This is a genomic window from Martelella sp. HB161492, assembly GCF_013184775.1.
In the GTDB taxonomy this organism is placed as follows: domain Bacteria; phylum Pseudomonadota; class Alphaproteobacteria; order Rhizobiales; family Rhizobiaceae; genus Martelella.
Genome location: NZ_JAATVV010000017.1, coordinates 13604 through 30076 on the forward strand (window position 1 = coordinate 13604; position 16473 = coordinate 30076).

Below are 16473 nucleotides of genomic sequence, written 5' to 3' on the forward strand. Positions count from 1 at the left end.
CCTGTTGAAGCTGCGATCGTGCTTTGCCAGAACCGGATCCGATCGGGCGCCCGGCAGCGCCGCGTCAGTGGGCAGCAGCAGATGCTTTCTCGCGGATATCATCGCTGCGTTTCTTGCGTGCCAGCGCCGCCTCGCCACCGGTTGTGGCGTGATAGAGCGACAGCTGCTCAAACTCATCCTCCTCCGGCGGTGCAATGGCGATGTCATTGTAATTATAGCGTTCCGGATCGGCGATGACCTGATCGTAGGACTTTTTGACGCCGGCATAGAAGCGCCAGTATTTCCAAAGCTTGATGACCGTTCCGCCCCAATATTTCGGATAGAACACGAAAGGCGATTCCAGCTTCATGCCGTGGCGGCGATCGCGCCGTGATTTCAGCCGCAACGCCCCGCCTTCAAGCGGATGAACGCCCTCATGATCGATCATCAGCTTGAACCAGAGCATGGTCTTGAAGACCTTCTTGGGGCGGCCATTGGGAATCTGCGCGGCGCGCTTCATCACGGTTCGCATATGATCGGCGCTGTAGAACGTGTCCCAGGCCAGCTTGTAGGCCTCTTCCCATTCCGTGTCGGACATTTTCGAATGATGCGTCACACGGTGATTGAGGTCATATTTGTTGATATCGCCATCCATCCATTCACCACGCGCCACCATATTCTTGTGATCTTCCGAGCCGGGAAGCGGCGTCAGGATGAAGAATTCGAGCAGGTCGACGGGCAGCTCGCGTTTGATGATCTCGATGTCGCGAACAATGGTTTCCTTGGTGTCGGCCGGGAAACCGAGAATGTAGCCGGCATAGGTGACAGCGCCATGGGCGCGCCATTTCTGCAGCATGGCGCGATATTCGGTAATCTTGTTCTGCCGTTTCTTGGCTGCGATCAGATTGTCCGGATTGACGTTTTCCAGCCCGATAAACACGGTTCTGGCGCCAGCCCGCGTCGTCTTCTCGATGAAATTCGGGATCTTGTGGCAGAGCGTGTCGACCTGAATGGTGAAACCGACCCTGATCCCCTCCTCTTCGCGCAGCTTGATGACGCGATCCATCAGGATTTCCCAATCGCTGTTGCGGGCGAAATTGTCATCGGTGATGAAGAAGCGCTTGATCCCCTGCGCGACATTGACGCGGATGATGTTCTCCAGATCATCCGGCGTGCGGAAACGGCTCTTGCGCCCCTGAACATTGATGATGGTGCAGAAAGAACACTGATAGGGGCAGCCGCGACCTAGATCGATGCTCGAATAGGTGCCCGACGTGCGCTCCACATGCTTGCGTGGCAGGATGGGCGCCGGCTCGCCATTGAGCGCCGGCAGCTGGTTCATGAAGTTGTAAAGCGGCTCCATGCGGTCATGATAGGCATCGCGCAGAACGTCATCGAGCCGGCCCTCCTCCGTCTCACCGGCAAAGAGCGAGATGCCGAGCGCCTGCGCTTCTTTCAGTTCCGGCGTCAGTTCGGGCAGCATGGCAATGCATCCGGAAACATGAAAACCGCCAATGGCAACCGTAAGCTCCGCCTCCCGGAACTGACGCGCAAGATCGAGCGCACGCGGATATTGGTTCGACTGAACACCGACAATGCCGATCAGCGCCTTGCCACCACGCCGCCTCAGATCACGGATAATCCGCTCCGGATAAACCCGGCGATTGGTCTCATCATAGGTCTCGATCTGAATATCAACCGTTTCACCAAGAACGCGCCTGCTCCGAGCATCTTCTGCAAGGCCGTTCATGCAGGCGAGCGTGTTGGATGGCAGGGCCGAGCGAAACCACTGAATGGGATAGCCTTCATCGTCATAATGCGTCGGCTTCACCAGCACCAGCGTGAACGGCTCATCAACAGCATCCGCGGCAACAGGCTTTTCGGTCAAACTCACATTCATGCTACCTCACAGGAAAGTCTCATCGTGAAAAGAGAAAAGCGTGCTCTCCGGCCAGAGCCTCACTTAGCAGTATAATTGGCAATGATCATGACTTGTAAAACAAATAAGAACAAGTTGATCTGCCGTAACATTTCAGTTCCTGACGATTTTCCGCAAAAAGGCAGGTCGATTGCGCCGAAATTGCGCCGACGACGTGGGTATTTCGCGGCATCGTTTACCTGAAGAGCCAGCCCCGCTCCGGCTTGGCGTAACCCGCGTCCGTCAGGTCACCGGCAATATTCACCCGTCAACATTCAGATCAGGACATGGGGCAACATCTGCATGCCCCACGAACCGGCAACCCGATTCGCCGAAGCGGACGGCGAAGGCAAGCGACCCTTGCCGCTACAGCGGACCCACATTGTTCAGGCCCTGGAGCGCGAGAGCGGCAATTTCGCATTCGATCTGATGGCGATACATGAATGACGGCGAATACCAGCTCCGCCGGCGCCTATGACGATGCGCCCGGCATGGCACTGAAACCGGCATTTGCGAACTCTTTCCGAAAAGTCGGCGAGAACGGACTTCAGCCGGCAGATTTATTCTTGCCGTTCAAGGTGTTGATGCAGATTTTCGGCTGAGAAAGAGAAATGGCGCACCCGAAGAGATTCGAACTCCTGACCCCCAGATTCGTAGTCTGGTGCTCTATCCAGCTGAGCTACGGGTGCTTGCCTTTTTGCGACCGCCGCGTCGTCTGCGGGGTGCGAGACGGCTTCTACGGGTTTCGCATTTGGAATGCAAGAGACTTTGCGAAGTTTTTTGTCATTTTCCCGAAACAAATGTGAGAACCGAAGCCAAAGAGGCATCTAACCCATTGATTTTAAAACTCTTATGAAAGACACCACAGCATGTGAATGTCGACCGGGACCGATATTGCGCCGCGGGCAGAGGCTCAGTGAAAGCTGCCGGCGGAGCTGCTGCGATAGCGCTCCAGCGAAACCGGACGGTCGGGAATCTCGATCCTGAAAAGCGTCCCCTGCCCCGCCTTTTCGACGAGGGCGATCGTGCCGCCATGGGCGAGCACGATTTCGCGGGCAATCGCCAGCCCAAGTCCGGTCCCGCCCGAACGGGCTGAGCCACGGAAAGCGGCGAAGAGGTTCTCGCGCGCCTTTGCCGGCATGCCTGGTCCGGTATCATCCACCGTCAATGCGACAACGGTTCCGTTCCGCTGCGCTGCCACGACCAGACAGCACAGCGCCTCCGGCACGTCTGCGGCCTGCTGACGCAGCGCCTCGGTGGCATTGCGGCAAAGATTGAAGATGACGCGAAACAGCTGGTCAGGATCAGCATCGACCTCCAGATCATCCGGCACCTGATTGATCCAGTCGATTCCGGCATCGCTGCCGATCCCGAGATAGCCATACACGTCCTCCACCAGCAGGCGCAGACGCAGCGCCCCGCGCTTCGGCTCGGCTTCCGAGGCCTGGCCATAGGACAGCACCGCCCGCGAATAGCCGGCGGCCCGGTCGATCGCACGCAGCAGCTTCGGCGCAATCCGCTTGACGACCGGGTCATCCGCATCTGCCAGACGGTCGGACATCAGCTGCGCCGAGGAGAGGATGTTGCGCATGTCATGATTGATCTTCGAAACGGCAAGCCCCAGCTCGGCAAGACGCTTCTGCTGCTTCAGCGTCTTCTGCAGATCCGACTGCATCTCGGCCAGATGCCGGCCGGCAACGCCCAGCTCATCCTCGGTCGCCTGCGGCCGAAACACCGATTCAGCGGCTTCCGGCTGTTCGGAGAAGGTCTGCATATTGGCGACAAGCTGCCGCAGCGGGCGCACCAGCAGCACATTGAGCCGGAAATAGATCAGCATCGCCGTGACCGAGGCAAGCAGCACGGAAAGCAGGAAGACATTGCGCGCATAATGCAGGAGCGCGGTTCTCAGTCCCTCATCCGAGGTCACGAGCTCGATGATCGCATCGCTGTCGCCGACAGGGCCGAAGAATCGAATGGTTCGGTCACCGCCAAAGAGCAGTTCGTCAAAGGCATCCAGCACCGCCTCCAGCGGTCCGACATCGCCGAGATCATACTGGCGGTCGACGCTGGGCGGCATGTCAGCCATGGCAAGGAGCTGCGACATACCGTCCTTGCGCAGCACGATCGCCTTGGTCCCCGTCGCCATCAGCGTCTCGTCCTGCAATGCGCGTGGCAGGGTCAGCGGCTGAAGACCGTCAATCACCGTCACGGCGCCGGCGGCCGAGGCAAGACGGTCCTCAAGATAACGCAGCCGCATGCCGGCGACCGATGGCACAAAGACAATAACGGCTGCCAGCATGATGATAGCCACCGTCAGGACAAGAATCTTGCCCGAAAGCCCGGCAAGCAGTCCCGGCATGGCCGGGCGCCCCGCCTGCTGTCTGCTCTCCGCTCCCCGATCATCCCGTCGCCAATGCATCGCGCGCGCATTCCTGTTCAAAACCACCGCTATTCTAGCGCAAGCGCTCAAAATTGCGAAACAGGGCCGACTTTTACCACAGAAATGACGAAAAAGAGGCGAGTCACGGCCATGGGCGGAAGATCGAAGATTGACACTTTGCCACCGCTTCCCTTATAAGCCGCGCAGTTTCAGCGCCCGCTATCAAGCGTTTTCGCATGCGGATGCTGCAAGCCAATCACCAAGTCGCTGACTGCTCCCTTGAAGGAGCACATCAAGAAGGGCCGCACACCGCGGTATTAAACAAATGTCGACGAAGCGTACATACCAACCTTCCAAGCTGGTCCGCAAGCGCCGCCACGGCTTCCGTGCGCGCATGGCAACCAAGGGCGGCCGTGCCGTTCTCGCAGCGCGCCGCACCCGCGGTCGCAAGCGTCTTTCGGCCTGAGGCCTTCTAGGCCGTTATGGCCGGGTCAGACCCGAAAAAGCTGAAGAAACATGCTGTCGGACGGCTGAAAAGCCGTCCGCAGTTTTTGGCTGTTCAAAAGGGCGAGCGCCGCAAAGGGCGTTACTTTCTTGTGGAAGTCCTTGATCGCCATGAACCGGACGAAGAAGCCCGGGTCGGCTTCACCGTCACGAAACGCCAGGGGAATGCCGTCGAGCGCAACCGCATGCGTCGACGCCTGAAAGAAGCCGTGCGTCTGGACGCCGGATTTGCAATGCGCCCCGGTTGCGATTATGTCGTAGTGGCCCGACGGGACAGCCTCAATGCGCCTTTTGAAAAGCTTTCGGCAGCATTGCGGGAACGTGTCCGTCAGGCGCCGAAAACCGGACAAAGTTCCACGGTGTCTGCACCAGGAAGAGAAGATGGAAAATAACCGCAATTACATCATTGCGATCGCGCTTTCGGTGGTGATCGTGCTGGGCTGGCAGGTCTTCTTCATGGGCCCGCGCGTCGAAGCCCAGAGGCAAGCACAGGAGCAGGCCGCCGCCGAACAGGCCGCCCAGCAGCCGGCGAAAACCGACACGACTTCGGGCGACAGCAATTCCGCCTCTTCCGGTGCCACCGACGGCAGCGGTACGGGGATCACCAGCACGGCCACCCAGACTGCCAATGCGCCGCGTATCCCGCTGGAAACGCCTTCGCTTGAAGGCTCGATCAATCTGGCCGGCGCGCGCGTCGACGATGTCAAGCTCAAGGATTACCACGTCACCGTGGACAAGACGAGCCCGATCGTCACGCTGTTCAGCCCTGCCAACACGCAGGATGGCTATTTCGCCGAACTCGGCTTCGTCCAGGGCGACAACTCCGGCAAGGTTCCCGGTCCCGATACCGTCTGGACGCTGGAAAAGGGCGACAAGCTGACCCCGGATACGCCGGTCACCATCAGCTACACCAATGACGCCGGCCTCACCTTCCACCGCGAAATCGCCATTGACGACAAATATATGCTGACCTTCAAGGATAGCATCACCAATGACAGCAGCAAGGATGTCACCATCTCGCCCTATGGCCGCATCACCCGGTTCAACAAGCCGGATGAGCCGAGCGCATGGGTGCTGCATGAAGGCTTTCTCGGCGTCTTCGGCCAGGATGCGGGCGTCACCGAGGACACCTACAAATCCGTCGACAAGGAAAACGAAAGCTATTCCGACGCCACCGGCGGCTGGTTTGGCGTGACCGACAAATATTGGGGCACTGCGATCATTCCGCAGCCCGATGTCGCCTTCGACACGCGTTTCTCGCATTTCAATGATGGCCGCGCCCGCTATCAGGCCGATTACAGCGGCGTGAAGCCGATCACGATCGCGGCTGGCAAGACCGGTGAACTGACCACGCGCGTCTTTGCCGGCGCCAAGGAAGTGCCGGTTCTGGACCGCTACCAGAAGAGCTACAACATTCCTCATTTCGACCGCATGATCGACTGGGGCTGGTTCTTCTTCATCACCAAGCCGCTGTTCCAGCTGATGGACTTCATCTATCGCCATGTCGGCAATTTCGGCGTCGCGATCCTGATCACCACGGTTATCATCAAGCTGATCTTCTTCCCGCTGGCCTCGAAGCAGTATGCCTCCATGGCCAATATGAAGCGCGTTCAGCCGAAAATGACCGAGCTGAAGGAACAGTATGGCGATGACCGCATGGGCCTGCAGAAGGCCATGATGGAGCTGTACAAGAAGGAAAAGATCAATCCGGTCGCTGGCTGCTGGCCGGTGCTGTTGCAGATCCCGATCTTCTTCTCGCTCTACAAGGTTCTCTACGTCACCATCGAAATGCGCCATGCACCGTTCTTCGGCTGGATCCAGGACCTTTCCGCGCCTGATCCGACCACGGTGTTCAACCTGTTCGGCCTGCTGCCCTACAATGTCCCCGCAGCGCTGCATATCGGCGCCTGGCCGCTGATCATGGGCTTCACCATGTTCGTCCAGATGCGCATGAACCCGACGCCGCCGGACAAGACCCAGGCGATGATCTTCAACTGGATGCCGGTCGTGTTCACCTACATGCTGGCCAGCTTCCCGGCAGGTCTGGTGATCTACTATTCGTGGAACAACTCGCTCTCGATCCTGCAGCAGAGCATCATCATGAAGCGCCACGGCGCCAAGATCGAACTGTTCGACAATCTGAAGGGCATCATCAAACGGAAGAAACCAGCTTCCGAATGAGCCTCTGATCCAAGTAAAGCCCCGGCCCCTTGATCAGGACCGGGGCTTTCTTCAATCTGGCGCCCGGAGCATGTCTGTCAAAACGTCATGCTCCGGCGTATTCTTTTCAGTCATTGCCAATGCAAGGGTGATTGCCACTTGCCGGACTTGCCCGAGGATGAAGCCCGATGACATCACAGACCTCAAACGCGACGGACGCCAAAGGCATGTTCGAACGCCCGTGGATCTTCATTCGCGGCGTGCCCTCGATGAAGTTCCTGCCGCCGGAAGGCCCGCCGGAGATCGCCTTTGCCGGACGTTCCAATGTCGGCAAGTCATCGCTGATCAACGCATTGGTGCGCCAGAAAGGTCTGGCCCGTACCTCCAACACGCCCGGACGGACGCAGGAACTGAACTATTTCGTCCCCGATGGCTATTCCGGTGCCGGCGACGATCTGCCACCCATGGCGCTGGTCGACATGCCGGGCTATGGCTATGCCCAGGCGCCGAAGGAACAGGTCGATGCCTGGACGCGGCTGGTCTTCGATTATCTGCGTGGCCGCGCTACGCTGAAGCGGGTCTATGTGCTGATCGACAGCCGCCATGGCATCAAGTCCAATGACGAGGACGTCCTGTCTCTGCTCGACAAGGCCGCCGTCTCCTATCAGATCGTTCTGACCAAGACTGACAAGATCAAGCCGCCGGCCGTCACCAAGCTTCTGGCGGCAACAGCGGAAAAGATCCGCAAGCGTCCGGCCGCCTATCCGGAAATATTGGCAACCTCGTCGGAAAAGAATGACGGTCTCGACACGCTGCGTGAAGCCATCGCGCTCACCGTCAGCCTCTGAGCCGCCGCACAGACACAAAAAAAGGGCCGCTCCGGGGAGCGGCCCTTGTCGTTCCAGACGGACAAGCGCGGCTTAGCTCGCCGGCAAGAGAACCTTGTCGATGACGTGAATGACGCCGTTGGACTGCTCGACATCGGCAATCGTCACATGAGCCACGCCGCCGGTTTCATCCGTCAGCGTGATCGTTCCGTCCATCTCGCTGGCTTTCAGAACGCAACCGCCAACGGTCGGCACATCATGTTCACCGCCGTCATCGGCGATCATTTTCTCGATCGCGGATGACATCGCATCGGCCGCGACCACATGGCAGGTGAGGATCTTTACCAGCTGATCCTTGTTTTCCGGCTTCAGCAGCGTTTCTACGGTCCCGTCCGGCAGTGCGGCAAAAGCCTCATCGGTCGGCGCAAACACCGTGAAAGGGCCTGGCCCTTCCAGCGTATCAACCAGACCGGCAGCCTTGACGGCAGCGACAAGCGTGGTGTGGTCGTTCGAATTGACGGCATTTTCGATGATGTTCTTGTCAGGATACATCGCCGCACCGCCGACCATCGGATTGTCGGCAAATGCTGCTGTCGCACTCATGGCGATGATTGCGGATGCGGCCAGGCTCTTCAGGGTCATCGATCTCATTTCTGCGTCCTCCTTCGACGTCTCTCACTTCCTTCGTCACCCCTGAAAGGCCGTCCGACCAGATCAGGGACTTGCAAGTAACTACGGCGCCCGGGTCCATGAGGATTGACCAAGAGGCGGACTTTCTTTCCAAGTCGCTGAATTAGCTTAATGATATATTTTATCCTCAGGTCTCGCTGCCCGCATAATCGTCCGATTGAGCAGCCCACGGCCACCTGCTGCCGCCTTCGCTATTCACAGAGCGGCTGCTATGGGCTAAGAAACCGCGACCTCCTTAGACAGACAGGGACCACTGATGGAATTGTCGGAAAGCGAAGTTCAGGCGCGGCTTCTGGTGCAGGCCCTGCCCTATATGCAGAAATACGAAAACAAGACGATCGTCGTGAAATATGGCGGCCATGCGATGGGCGATGTCGAACTCGGCCAGGCCTTTGCCAGTGACATTGCGCTGCTGAAGCAGTCGGGCGTCAACCCGATCGTCGTCCATGGCGGCGGCCCGCAGATCGGCAATATGCTGAAGCGCCTTGGCATCGAATCGAAGTTTGAAGGCGGCTTGCGCGTGACCGATCAGGCGACTGTCGAGATCGTCGAAATGGTGCTTGCCGGATCCATCAACAAGGAAATCGTCGCGCTGATCAACCAGACCGGCGAGTGGGCGATCGGCCTTTGCGGCAAGGACGGCAATATGGTTTTTGCCGAAAAAGCCAGCAAGACGATGATCGACCCGGATTCCAATATCGAGCGCGTTCTCGATCTCGGTTTCGTCGGTGAGGTTGTCAGCGTCGATACCACTCTCCTCGACCTTCTGGCCAAATCCGAAATGATCCCCGTCATCGCCCCCGTCGCGCCGGGCAAGGATGGGCATACCTACAACATCAATGCCGACACCTTCGCCGGCGCCGTTGCCGGTGCGCTTCGGGCCACGCGCCTGCTGTTCCTGACCGATGTTCCCGGCGTGCTCGACAAGAATGGCGAGCTGATCAAGGAACTGACCGTCGAGCAGGCGCGCAAGCTGATTGCGGACGGCACGATTTCCGGCGGCATGATCCCGAAGGTCGAGACCTGCATAAGCGCCATCGATGCCGGTGTCGAAGGCGTTGTCATCCTGAACGGCAAGGTCAAGCACTCGGTCCTTCTGGAAATTCTGACCAAGGGTGGCGCAGGCACTTTAATGACCCGCTGACACCATCGGCTCCGGACCTTTTGAGGCCGCGTCTCAGTGAAGCTGAGGCGCGGCCTTTCGCATATCGGCACCACTTTTCCTCGTGCCGTTGCCCGGCGCGCCCTTGAGCAGCAGCGCCAGGAGAACAACGGCGCCATAGGCACACAGGCTGTAGATGATCGCCTGGGCGAATGCATCGCTATAGGCCAGATGCGGACCGCTGCCGTCGGCCGTCATCGTCGCGATCCGAAGGAAAAAAATGCCGCTCGAAATGGTGATTCCGAAAGCGCCGCCAAGCTGCTGTACCGCCTGCAGCGCGCCGGAGGCCGCGCCTGCATCCTGATGCGGAACGCCGGCCAGAATGGTCTGGAAGATCGAGGCGATCGCCACACCGAGACCGAAACCCGAGACGAAAAGCGGTGCGGCAAGCTGAAGCGCGGGAACGACGTCGCCGATCTTCATCACTTCATTACGCACCCAGAAAAGTCCGACGGCGAGCACAATGGTCCCGCCGATCACCCTCAGCTTCGAGGGAATGCGCCCAAGCCTTCCTCCCAGGAAGGAGGCAATGAAGACGCCGATCGAAAACGGCACCGTTGTCAGGCCCGAATGCAGGGGCGTGAATTCGAACCCGACCTGAAGGAAGAGCGCCATGCAGAAAAAGAAGCCTGGAATGGTCGAGAAGAAAAACACCGACATCGCGGCGCCGGCGACGAATTCGCGGCTTTTCATCAGCGAAAAGGACAGAAGCTGCGGTCCGTCGCGGCGGGCCTGACGGCGTTGCCAGAGGATGAAGATCACCAGAAGCGGCAGAGCGGCAAACATCATGGCGAAGCACCAGAGCGGCCAGCCGAAGCTGCGGCCCTCCACCAGCGGAAAGATCAGGCAGAACATGGCCAGCGCCACCAGGACAATGCCCAGATAGTCGTTGCGCATGCCGGCACGGCGCGGCGCATGCGGGATAAGCCGGCGCCCGGCGATCACGGCAAAGACGCCGATCGGCAGGTTGATCAGAAAGATGGCCCGCCAGCCAAGCCCGAAGACATTGTAATCGATCAGCAATCCGCCGATAACCGGACCCAGCACGGTGGCAAGTCCTGCCGTCATGCCAAACATGCCGAAGGCGCGCGGGCGCTCATGCGCGGAAAACATCACCGTCGCCAGCGCCAGAACCTGCGGTGTCATGATCGCCGCGGATAGCCCCTGGAAGAAGCGGGCCGCAACCAGAAGGTAAGTGGTGTGCGAAAGCCCGCAAAGACCGGATGCGATGGTGAAAAGCGTAACTCCCACCAGAAAGATCCGGCGGCGGCCGATAATGTCACCGAGCCGGCCGAAGGGCAGAAGACCAAGCGCGAAGACAAGGACATATCCCGCGACAATCCACTCGATCGCACTGTCAGATGCCTTCAGTCCCTGCTGGATCGACGGTAGGGCAACATTGACGATTGTTACGTCCAGCAGATTCATGAAGCTTGCACATAACAGTACAGCCAGAGCCGCCCAGCGCCCCTTCAGCGCTTCCGGCTGCGCCTCATGCTGTGCCATATCATTCGAGGCAGAGTTCATCGACGTTCTCTCCAGACGACGGTGCCAGAACCGAACGAATAAGCGCGGTGAAGATGGCCGTCATGTTTATTGCACCGCCCGTTGCGGCGATGTCGGAATCAAAGGAAATCAGCACGGAGACAATGATTGTTGCGAAGGCCGGAGCATCGAGATCCGCCCGGAACGTCCCCTGTTCCCGCCCGGCTTCAAGGATCGCCTCGAAACGGGCGCGCCAGCGGCTCCGCATCGGCCGCAGAAAGGCCGCGACCTTTTCATCGCGCGCGGCATGGCGGGTCAGTTCGAGAAGCGCTGCGATCTGTTCGCGATTACCCTGCCTGAGCTGCTGATAGGCCACGAACTCGGCGCGCAACCGCTCCAGAGGCGTCAGATCCGCCTTCAGCGTTTGCAGATGCGCTTCGGTGAATTCATCGCGCAGCTGCTCGGTCACAAGCTGCACCAGACCATCCTTGGAACTGACATGATAATGCAGCGTCGCAATATTGATGCCGACCCGCTCGGCAACCGCGCGGGTTCTCAGCCCCTCAAGGCCGCGTTCGGCAATCAGCGACCGGGCCGCGAGCGCAATCTCACGCCGCCGCTCTTCACCCGCTTCATGTCTGACCGTTTGCTTTTCCATCAATCAATCACTTGATTGGTAATCGCTTACTTGTCAAGACGCAAAGCCGGCCCGCCGGCACCGCAGATTTCAGAGCAGCATCAGCCCCGCCTCACCATCTTCATTGCCCGGCTGCTGACCGGGGCGGACGGCTGGCAGGAACCAGGCGGCGAGAAACACCGCCGCAGTCACGGCGACCATATAGGTCAGGCAGGCGGTAAAGCCGGCAACATAGGCATCTTCAGTTGCGGCACCTGCGGCCTGTCGGGTGGCAATCGTGGCAAAGAAGAGCTGGCTGGCAATGGCAATGCCGAGCGCGCTTCCCGCCTGCTGGATCGCCTGCAGTGCCCCCGAAGCCGATCCCGCGTCAGGGCCAGGGACATCTGCCAGCATCGACTGGAACAGCGGCGAGACGGTGAAGCCGAGCGAAAAGCCACCGATCAGCAGACCGGGCGCAAAGGTAAAGACACCGGGTGTGCCGGAATGGCGCCAGACGATGAACAGTATCAGCGCCAGCCCCGACGTCATCAGTGCCGCACCGATGAGAATGCGCCCTTTCATGAAATTGTCGGACAGCCTGCGATTGCTGAAGGCAGCCATGAAGGCGCCGAGCGGAAAGGGAATGGTGGCAAGACCGGCCTCCAGCGGCGTGAAGCCGAATCCCTGCTGCAGAAAGATCGCAAAAGTCATGAACAGACCGGCCGGCGTGGAATAAAACAGGAAGGAAATGACCCCGCCCAGCAGATAGGCATGGTTGTGCATCAGCGACACGGGCAGCAGCTGCTCCCGTCCGGCCTTCGCCCGATGCGTCTCCCAGACGTAAAATCCAGCAAACAGCGGCAGCGAGGCCAGAAGCATCACGAAGGTCCAGAAAGGCCAGTCATACCGGCGCCCCTCGACCAGGGGAAAGATCAGGAACAGAAAGGCAAGCGCGACAATCAGCACGCCCGGCTTGTCGAGCCTGAGCGTGCGTTGCCCGGGAAAGCGCGGGATCAGCACGCTGCCGGCAATCACGGCAACAATGCCGACCGGCACATTGATGTAGAAGATCGAGCGCCAGCCCATATCAAAGACATTGACCGCAATCAGCCAGCCGCCGATCAGCGGCCCGCTGACAATGGCAATTCCGCTGGTGATGCCGAACATGGAAAGCGCGGCCGAACGCTCTTTCGACACAAACATATCCTGCACCAGCGAGAGAACCTGGGGCGCCATGATGGCGGCACCGAGCCCCTGCATCAGCCGCGCGACGATGAGAAACTCAATATTGGGCGCGACGCCGGACAGGGCCGATGACAGCGTGAAAAAGCCTACGCCGCCGAGAAACATCTCTTTCTTGCCATAGATGTCGCCCAGCCGCCCGCAGGGCATCAGCGCCAGCGCGAAAACCAGGACATAACCGGCAACGATCCATTCGATCGAACTAGAATGTGCGTTGAGATCCTTCTGGATCACCGGCAGCGCCACATTAACGATTGTCGCATCAAGCAGGTTCATGAAGGCGGCGGCAATCAGCACGCCCATCGCCACCCAGCGTCCGGGATAGCCCTTCGTCGCTTGCGGTTGAGCTGTCGGCATTTGGCGCCCCCCTGGCACTTCGTGTCGCAGGTGACAGACCAAGATCTTGCCTGTCACCCGTCAATTTCCCCTTTCTATCCTTTGGCGAGACTTCGATGTGAAGTCAACCTTGACGGCATCAGGTCAACAGCAGGGCCAGAACGCCGGAGACGATCAGAAGACAGCCGAAAAGCTCGGCCCTCGTGATTTTCTCCTTGAAGATGAAGACCGAGGTCGCAAAGGTGAAGAGCATTTCGACCTGCGCCACCGCCTTGACGATTGCCGCTTGCTGCATCGTCATCGCAGAAAACCAGCCGAATGAGGCCGTCGCCCCGACGAAACCGACGGCCAGCGCCGGTTTCCATGCCTTGAGAACCCGAACAAGCTCACCGCGATCGAAGATCAGCATCCAGGCCAGCATGGCCGCCGTCTGAACCACGATGACAATGGCGAGCGTGAAAGAGGCCTGCATGATGCTGTCAGGCGCAGGCAGGCTTGGCGCAAGCGACAGCGAGGCGGCACGATAGGCCACCGCTGAAAGGCCGAACAGCGTGCCCGAGAAGATGCCGATCGCCGCGGTTCTCGAGAAAACCGCACCGGCAATCGCTTTCACGCTGAGTGCGCTGCGCGAAAGCGAGATCAGCACCACACCGGCAATCGAGATCAGGATGGCGATGACCGCACCGGTGGAAATCCGGTCGCCAAGAAACACAAAGCCGATAACCGCCGCCTGCGCCGGTTCGGTCCGCGAATAAGCCGTGCCGACGGCAAAGTTGCGAAAGGAGAACATATAGACGAGCAGAAAGGTCGCAGCGATCTGCGCAAAGGCACCGACAAGCGCCCAGACGGCAAAGGTTGCGTTCAGCGATGGCACCGGACGGGCGAGCGGTCCGGCCAGCACGAAGAGGTAGATAAGCGCGAAAGGCAGGCCGAAGCCGAAGCGGGTGAAGGTTGCTCCCAAAGTGGCCATCCGGCCCTTCAGGTATTTCTGCAGGGTCGAGCGCATATTCTGCAGAAATGCGCTTCCCAGCGTGATAATGACCCATAATTCCATGGGAAAGTCCTTGCTATTCAGCCATCCGCACCGCCTTCAATGCGGCCGGATCATCATCGGTCGAACGAAAAGAGCCGCCAGACAGGCGGCAATCAGCGATCAGACAAGACGACCGTGGCTGGAGCCGGTGAAAAAGGCGGCAAAGCGCTGCGGCATGCGTCTGCGGTCGTGCAGGACGACGCAGGTAATTCCGCATTCTGCTGTGCGCGTGAGCTTGGACATGACATCTTTCCTATCAGCTTTTGCCGATCCGCAAAAGGTGCAAGATGCGACGCCGTGCCGCAAGGCTGCGGGCGGTTGAAAATTGGCATTTTCCAATTCGTCGGCCTCTGCCATAACTGGGAACCATGACAGATCTTGCAAAAATGCCGGCCAAAGCCGATTTCGCCCATATTGAAGACTGGGTCTTCGATCTCGATAACACGCTCTATCCGCACGAGATCAATCTTTTCGCCCAGATCGACCGCAACATGACCGCCTATGTGGCGGCGCTGCTGCAGCTTGACCCTGTGGCCGCGCGCCGGCTGCAGAAGGACTATTACCGCGATCACGGAACAACGCTCCAGGGCCTGATGATCCATCACGGCATCGACCCGAATGATTTCCTCGAAAAGGCACATGCCATCGACTATTCGGTCGTACCCGCCAATCCGGCGCTGGGCGAAGCGATAAGGGCCCTGCCCGGCCGCAAGCATATTTTCACCAATGGCTCCGTCGCCCATGCCGAAAAGACCGCGGCCGCACTCGGCATTCTCGATGATTTCGACCGTGTTTTCGATATCGCCGCCAGCAATTTCGTTCCGAAACCAGCTGAAGCCGCCTATGCCGCCTTTCTCAGCAATAGCGGCATCGATACTCGCCACGCCGCCATGTTCGAGGATCTGCCGCGCAATCTCGCCCAGCCCAAGGCACTTGGCATGACCACGGTTCTTGTCGTTCCGCAGAACCTCGATTACGGCTCATCCCAGGCCTTTGAGCGTGCGACCGGCGATACCAACCATATCGACTATCTGACCGACAACCTCGCAGGCTTCGTCGGCGCCGTGGCGCAGCTTGTCAGTCATGGTTAAGAATCCGTGAATGAGTGAAGCGTAAGTCTACCTTTCCAAACCTTAATTGGCGGGACCTCGCCCGCAGCTCTAACGTGATGATGCCGAGAGGAAACCGAAGAGGAAACCGTCGATGAATGCGCAACGTTTTGCCTTCACTGCCTTTCTTGCTACCGCCGCCCTTGGGGCGCTGACCCTGCCGGGCTTTGCCGACCAGGGAACAGAGCGCGCCATCAGCCCGCAAAGGCAGGATGAGGCCTTTATCTTTCTCCTGAAAAATGCCGATACCGACAAGAATGGCCAGATCACCAAGGATGAAATGGATGCCTGGCGCGCCGCGACCTTCGCCAAGATCGATGCCAATGGCGATGGCGTGATCACGCCTGGTGAGTTTTCCGACTATCGCAAGGCACAGAGACAGGCCTTCCGTGATGCCCATCCGAAACCGGGACCCAACATCTCAGATGGCACAGACAAGGCGACCGCCGACGCAGCGCCCCCCGCTGAGGGCACGCCGCCGCCACCTGCAGCAGACCAGCAGGCTGACGCGACCATGCCACCGCCGCCGCCGTCCGGGATGATGGCCAGGCGCGGCGCCGGCCCGGATGGCATGCCACCGCCCGGCGCCCATATGCCGCACCGCATGATGATGGCCGATGGCGATGAACGCGGATATCCGCAGCGCGGCTGGCATCATGGCGGCATGGGCGGCTTCGGCCCGGGGACCATGCATCCGATGGCGCCAGATGATCATGACGGGATGAAGCAGCACCATCACGCCATGATGGGGCATATCTTCTTTGCCCGTGCCGATGTTGACCGCTCCGGCCAGGTCAGCAAGGAGGAGTTCATGGCACTTGGCGATGCCATGTTCGCCCGTCTCGACAGCAATGGCGATCTTGTCATCACCGTTGATGATCTTCCCGACAGGCCCTGGCACTGAAACGACGGTGCCAAGAGCACCCAGAACAGGAAAACCGCGCCTTTCTTGTGAAAGCGCGGTTTTTCCGTGACGCCGGTCAAAAGGATGAGCTTTTTGCCGTCACCGTTTGCGGGCGAAGATTGACGCAT

The 16473-nt window shown here is 59.4% G+C and carries 15 protein-coding genes and 1 tRNA gene; 7 read left to right on the forward strand and 9 right to left on the reverse strand.

The features are described from left to right. Positions 1-64 precede the first annotated feature (64 nt). The 3 genes from HCK86_RS21765 to HCK86_RS21775 form a co-directional block, all read right to left on the reverse strand. Positions 65-1879, reverse strand: a complete 1815-nt coding sequence (locus tag HCK86_RS21765) for a radical SAM protein (RefSeq protein ID WP_176086600.1) — start codon at positions 1877-1879, stop codon at positions 65-67. Positions 1880-2509: 630 nt separating this feature from the next. Beyond that, positions 2510-2586, reverse strand: a tRNA-Arg gene (locus HCK86_RS21770). A gap of 224 nt (positions 2587-2810) precedes the next feature. Next, positions 2811-4256 carry a HAMP domain-containing sensor histidine kinase gene (locus HCK86_RS21775; RefSeq protein ID WP_176086601.1) on the reverse strand — a complete coding sequence of 482 codons (1446 nt, stop codon included), beginning with the start codon at positions 4254-4256 and terminating at the stop codon, positions 2811-2813. A gap of 346 nt (positions 4257-4602) precedes the next feature. On the opposite strand from HCK86_RS21775, the gene rpmH reads away from it, so the two are divergent. The 4 genes from rpmH (at position 4603) to yihA (ending at position 7789) form a co-directional block, all read left to right on the forward strand. Next, positions 4603-4743 carry a 50S ribosomal protein L34 gene (rpmH, locus tag HCK86_RS21780; protein ID WP_141149362.1) on the forward strand — a complete coding sequence of 47 codons (141 nt, stop codon included), beginning with the start codon at positions 4603-4605 and terminating at the stop codon, positions 4741-4743. 16 nt (positions 4744-4759) lie between these two features. Continuing rightward, positions 4760-5173 carry a ribonuclease P protein component gene (gene rnpA, locus HCK86_RS21785; protein WP_176086602.1) on the forward strand — a complete coding sequence of 138 codons (414 nt, stop codon included), beginning with the start codon at positions 4760-4762 and terminating at the stop codon, positions 5171-5173. After that, positions 5163-6962: a membrane protein insertase YidC gene (gene yidC / locus HCK86_RS21790; protein ID WP_176086603.1), complete on the forward strand. Its 1800-nt coding sequence runs from the start codon at positions 5163-5165 to the stop codon at positions 6960-6962. Before rnpA ends, yidC begins: the two co-directional genes overlap by 11 nt. A 167-nt stretch (positions 6963-7129) precedes the next feature. Next, a complete protein-coding gene (gene yihA, locus HCK86_RS21795) occupies positions 7130-7789 on the forward strand; it encodes a ribosome biogenesis GTP-binding protein YihA/YsxC (protein WP_176086604.1) in 660 nt (219 codons plus the stop codon). A 72-nt stretch (positions 7790-7861) separates the two neighbouring features. Here the strand turns inward: yihA and HCK86_RS21800 are convergent, their stop codons facing one another. Further along, the gene (locus tag HCK86_RS21800; protein ID WP_176086605.1) at positions 7862-8419 is read right to left on the reverse strand and encodes a fasciclin domain-containing protein; all 558 of its coding nucleotides are present in this window, start codon (positions 8417-8419) and stop codon (positions 7862-7864) included. Between the two features lie 295 nt (positions 8420-8714). On the opposite strand from HCK86_RS21800, the gene argB reads away from it, so the two are divergent. Next, positions 8715-9602, forward strand: coding sequence for an acetylglutamate kinase (gene argB, locus HCK86_RS21805; RefSeq protein WP_176086606.1), 888 nt, complete (start codon positions 8715-8717; stop codon positions 9600-9602). Between the two features lie 33 nt (positions 9603-9635). On the opposite strand, the gene HCK86_RS21810 is transcribed toward argB, so the two are convergent. The 5 genes from HCK86_RS21810 to HCK86_RS24260 form a co-directional block, all read right to left on the reverse strand. Continuing rightward, positions 9636-11147: an MFS transporter gene (locus HCK86_RS21810; RefSeq protein WP_246739728.1), complete on the reverse strand. Its 1512-nt coding sequence runs from the start codon at positions 11145-11147 to the stop codon at positions 9636-9638. Further along, on the reverse strand, positions 11128-11763 hold the full coding sequence (locus tag HCK86_RS21815; RefSeq protein ID WP_176086607.1) for a TetR/AcrR family transcriptional regulator: 636 nt from the start codon (positions 11761-11763) through the stop codon (positions 11128-11130). The genes HCK86_RS21810 and HCK86_RS21815 overlap by 20 nt, the downstream gene beginning before the upstream one ends. Positions 11764-11832: 69 nt before the next feature. After that, complete coding sequence (locus HCK86_RS21820) at positions 11833-13320, reverse strand: MFS transporter (RefSeq protein WP_176086608.1); 1488 nt, start codon at positions 13318-13320, stop codon at positions 11833-11835. Positions 13321-13438: 118 nt separating this feature from the next. Beyond that, positions 13439-14353, reverse strand: a complete 915-nt coding sequence (locus tag HCK86_RS21825; RefSeq protein WP_176086609.1) for a DMT family transporter — start codon at positions 14351-14353, stop codon at positions 13439-13441. Between the two features lie 99 nt (positions 14354-14452). Further along, entirely contained in the window at positions 14453-14575 is a 123-nt protein-coding gene (locus tag HCK86_RS24260; protein ID WP_281409627.1) for a hypothetical protein, read from the reverse strand. 125 nt (positions 14576-14700) lie between these two features. Here HCK86_RS24260 and HCK86_RS21830 point away from each other — a divergent pair, with 125 nt between their 5' ends. Both HCK86_RS21830 and HCK86_RS21835 read left to right on the forward strand, forming a co-directional pair. After that, entirely contained in the window at positions 14701-15423 is a 723-nt protein-coding gene (locus HCK86_RS21830; RefSeq protein WP_176086610.1) for a pyrimidine 5'-nucleotidase, read from the forward strand. A gap of 112 nt (positions 15424-15535) precedes the next feature. Next, on the forward strand, positions 15536-16345 hold the full coding sequence (locus HCK86_RS21835) for a hypothetical protein (RefSeq protein ID WP_176086611.1): 810 nt from the start codon (positions 15536-15538) through the stop codon (positions 16343-16345). Positions 16346-16473 lie beyond the last annotated feature (128 nt).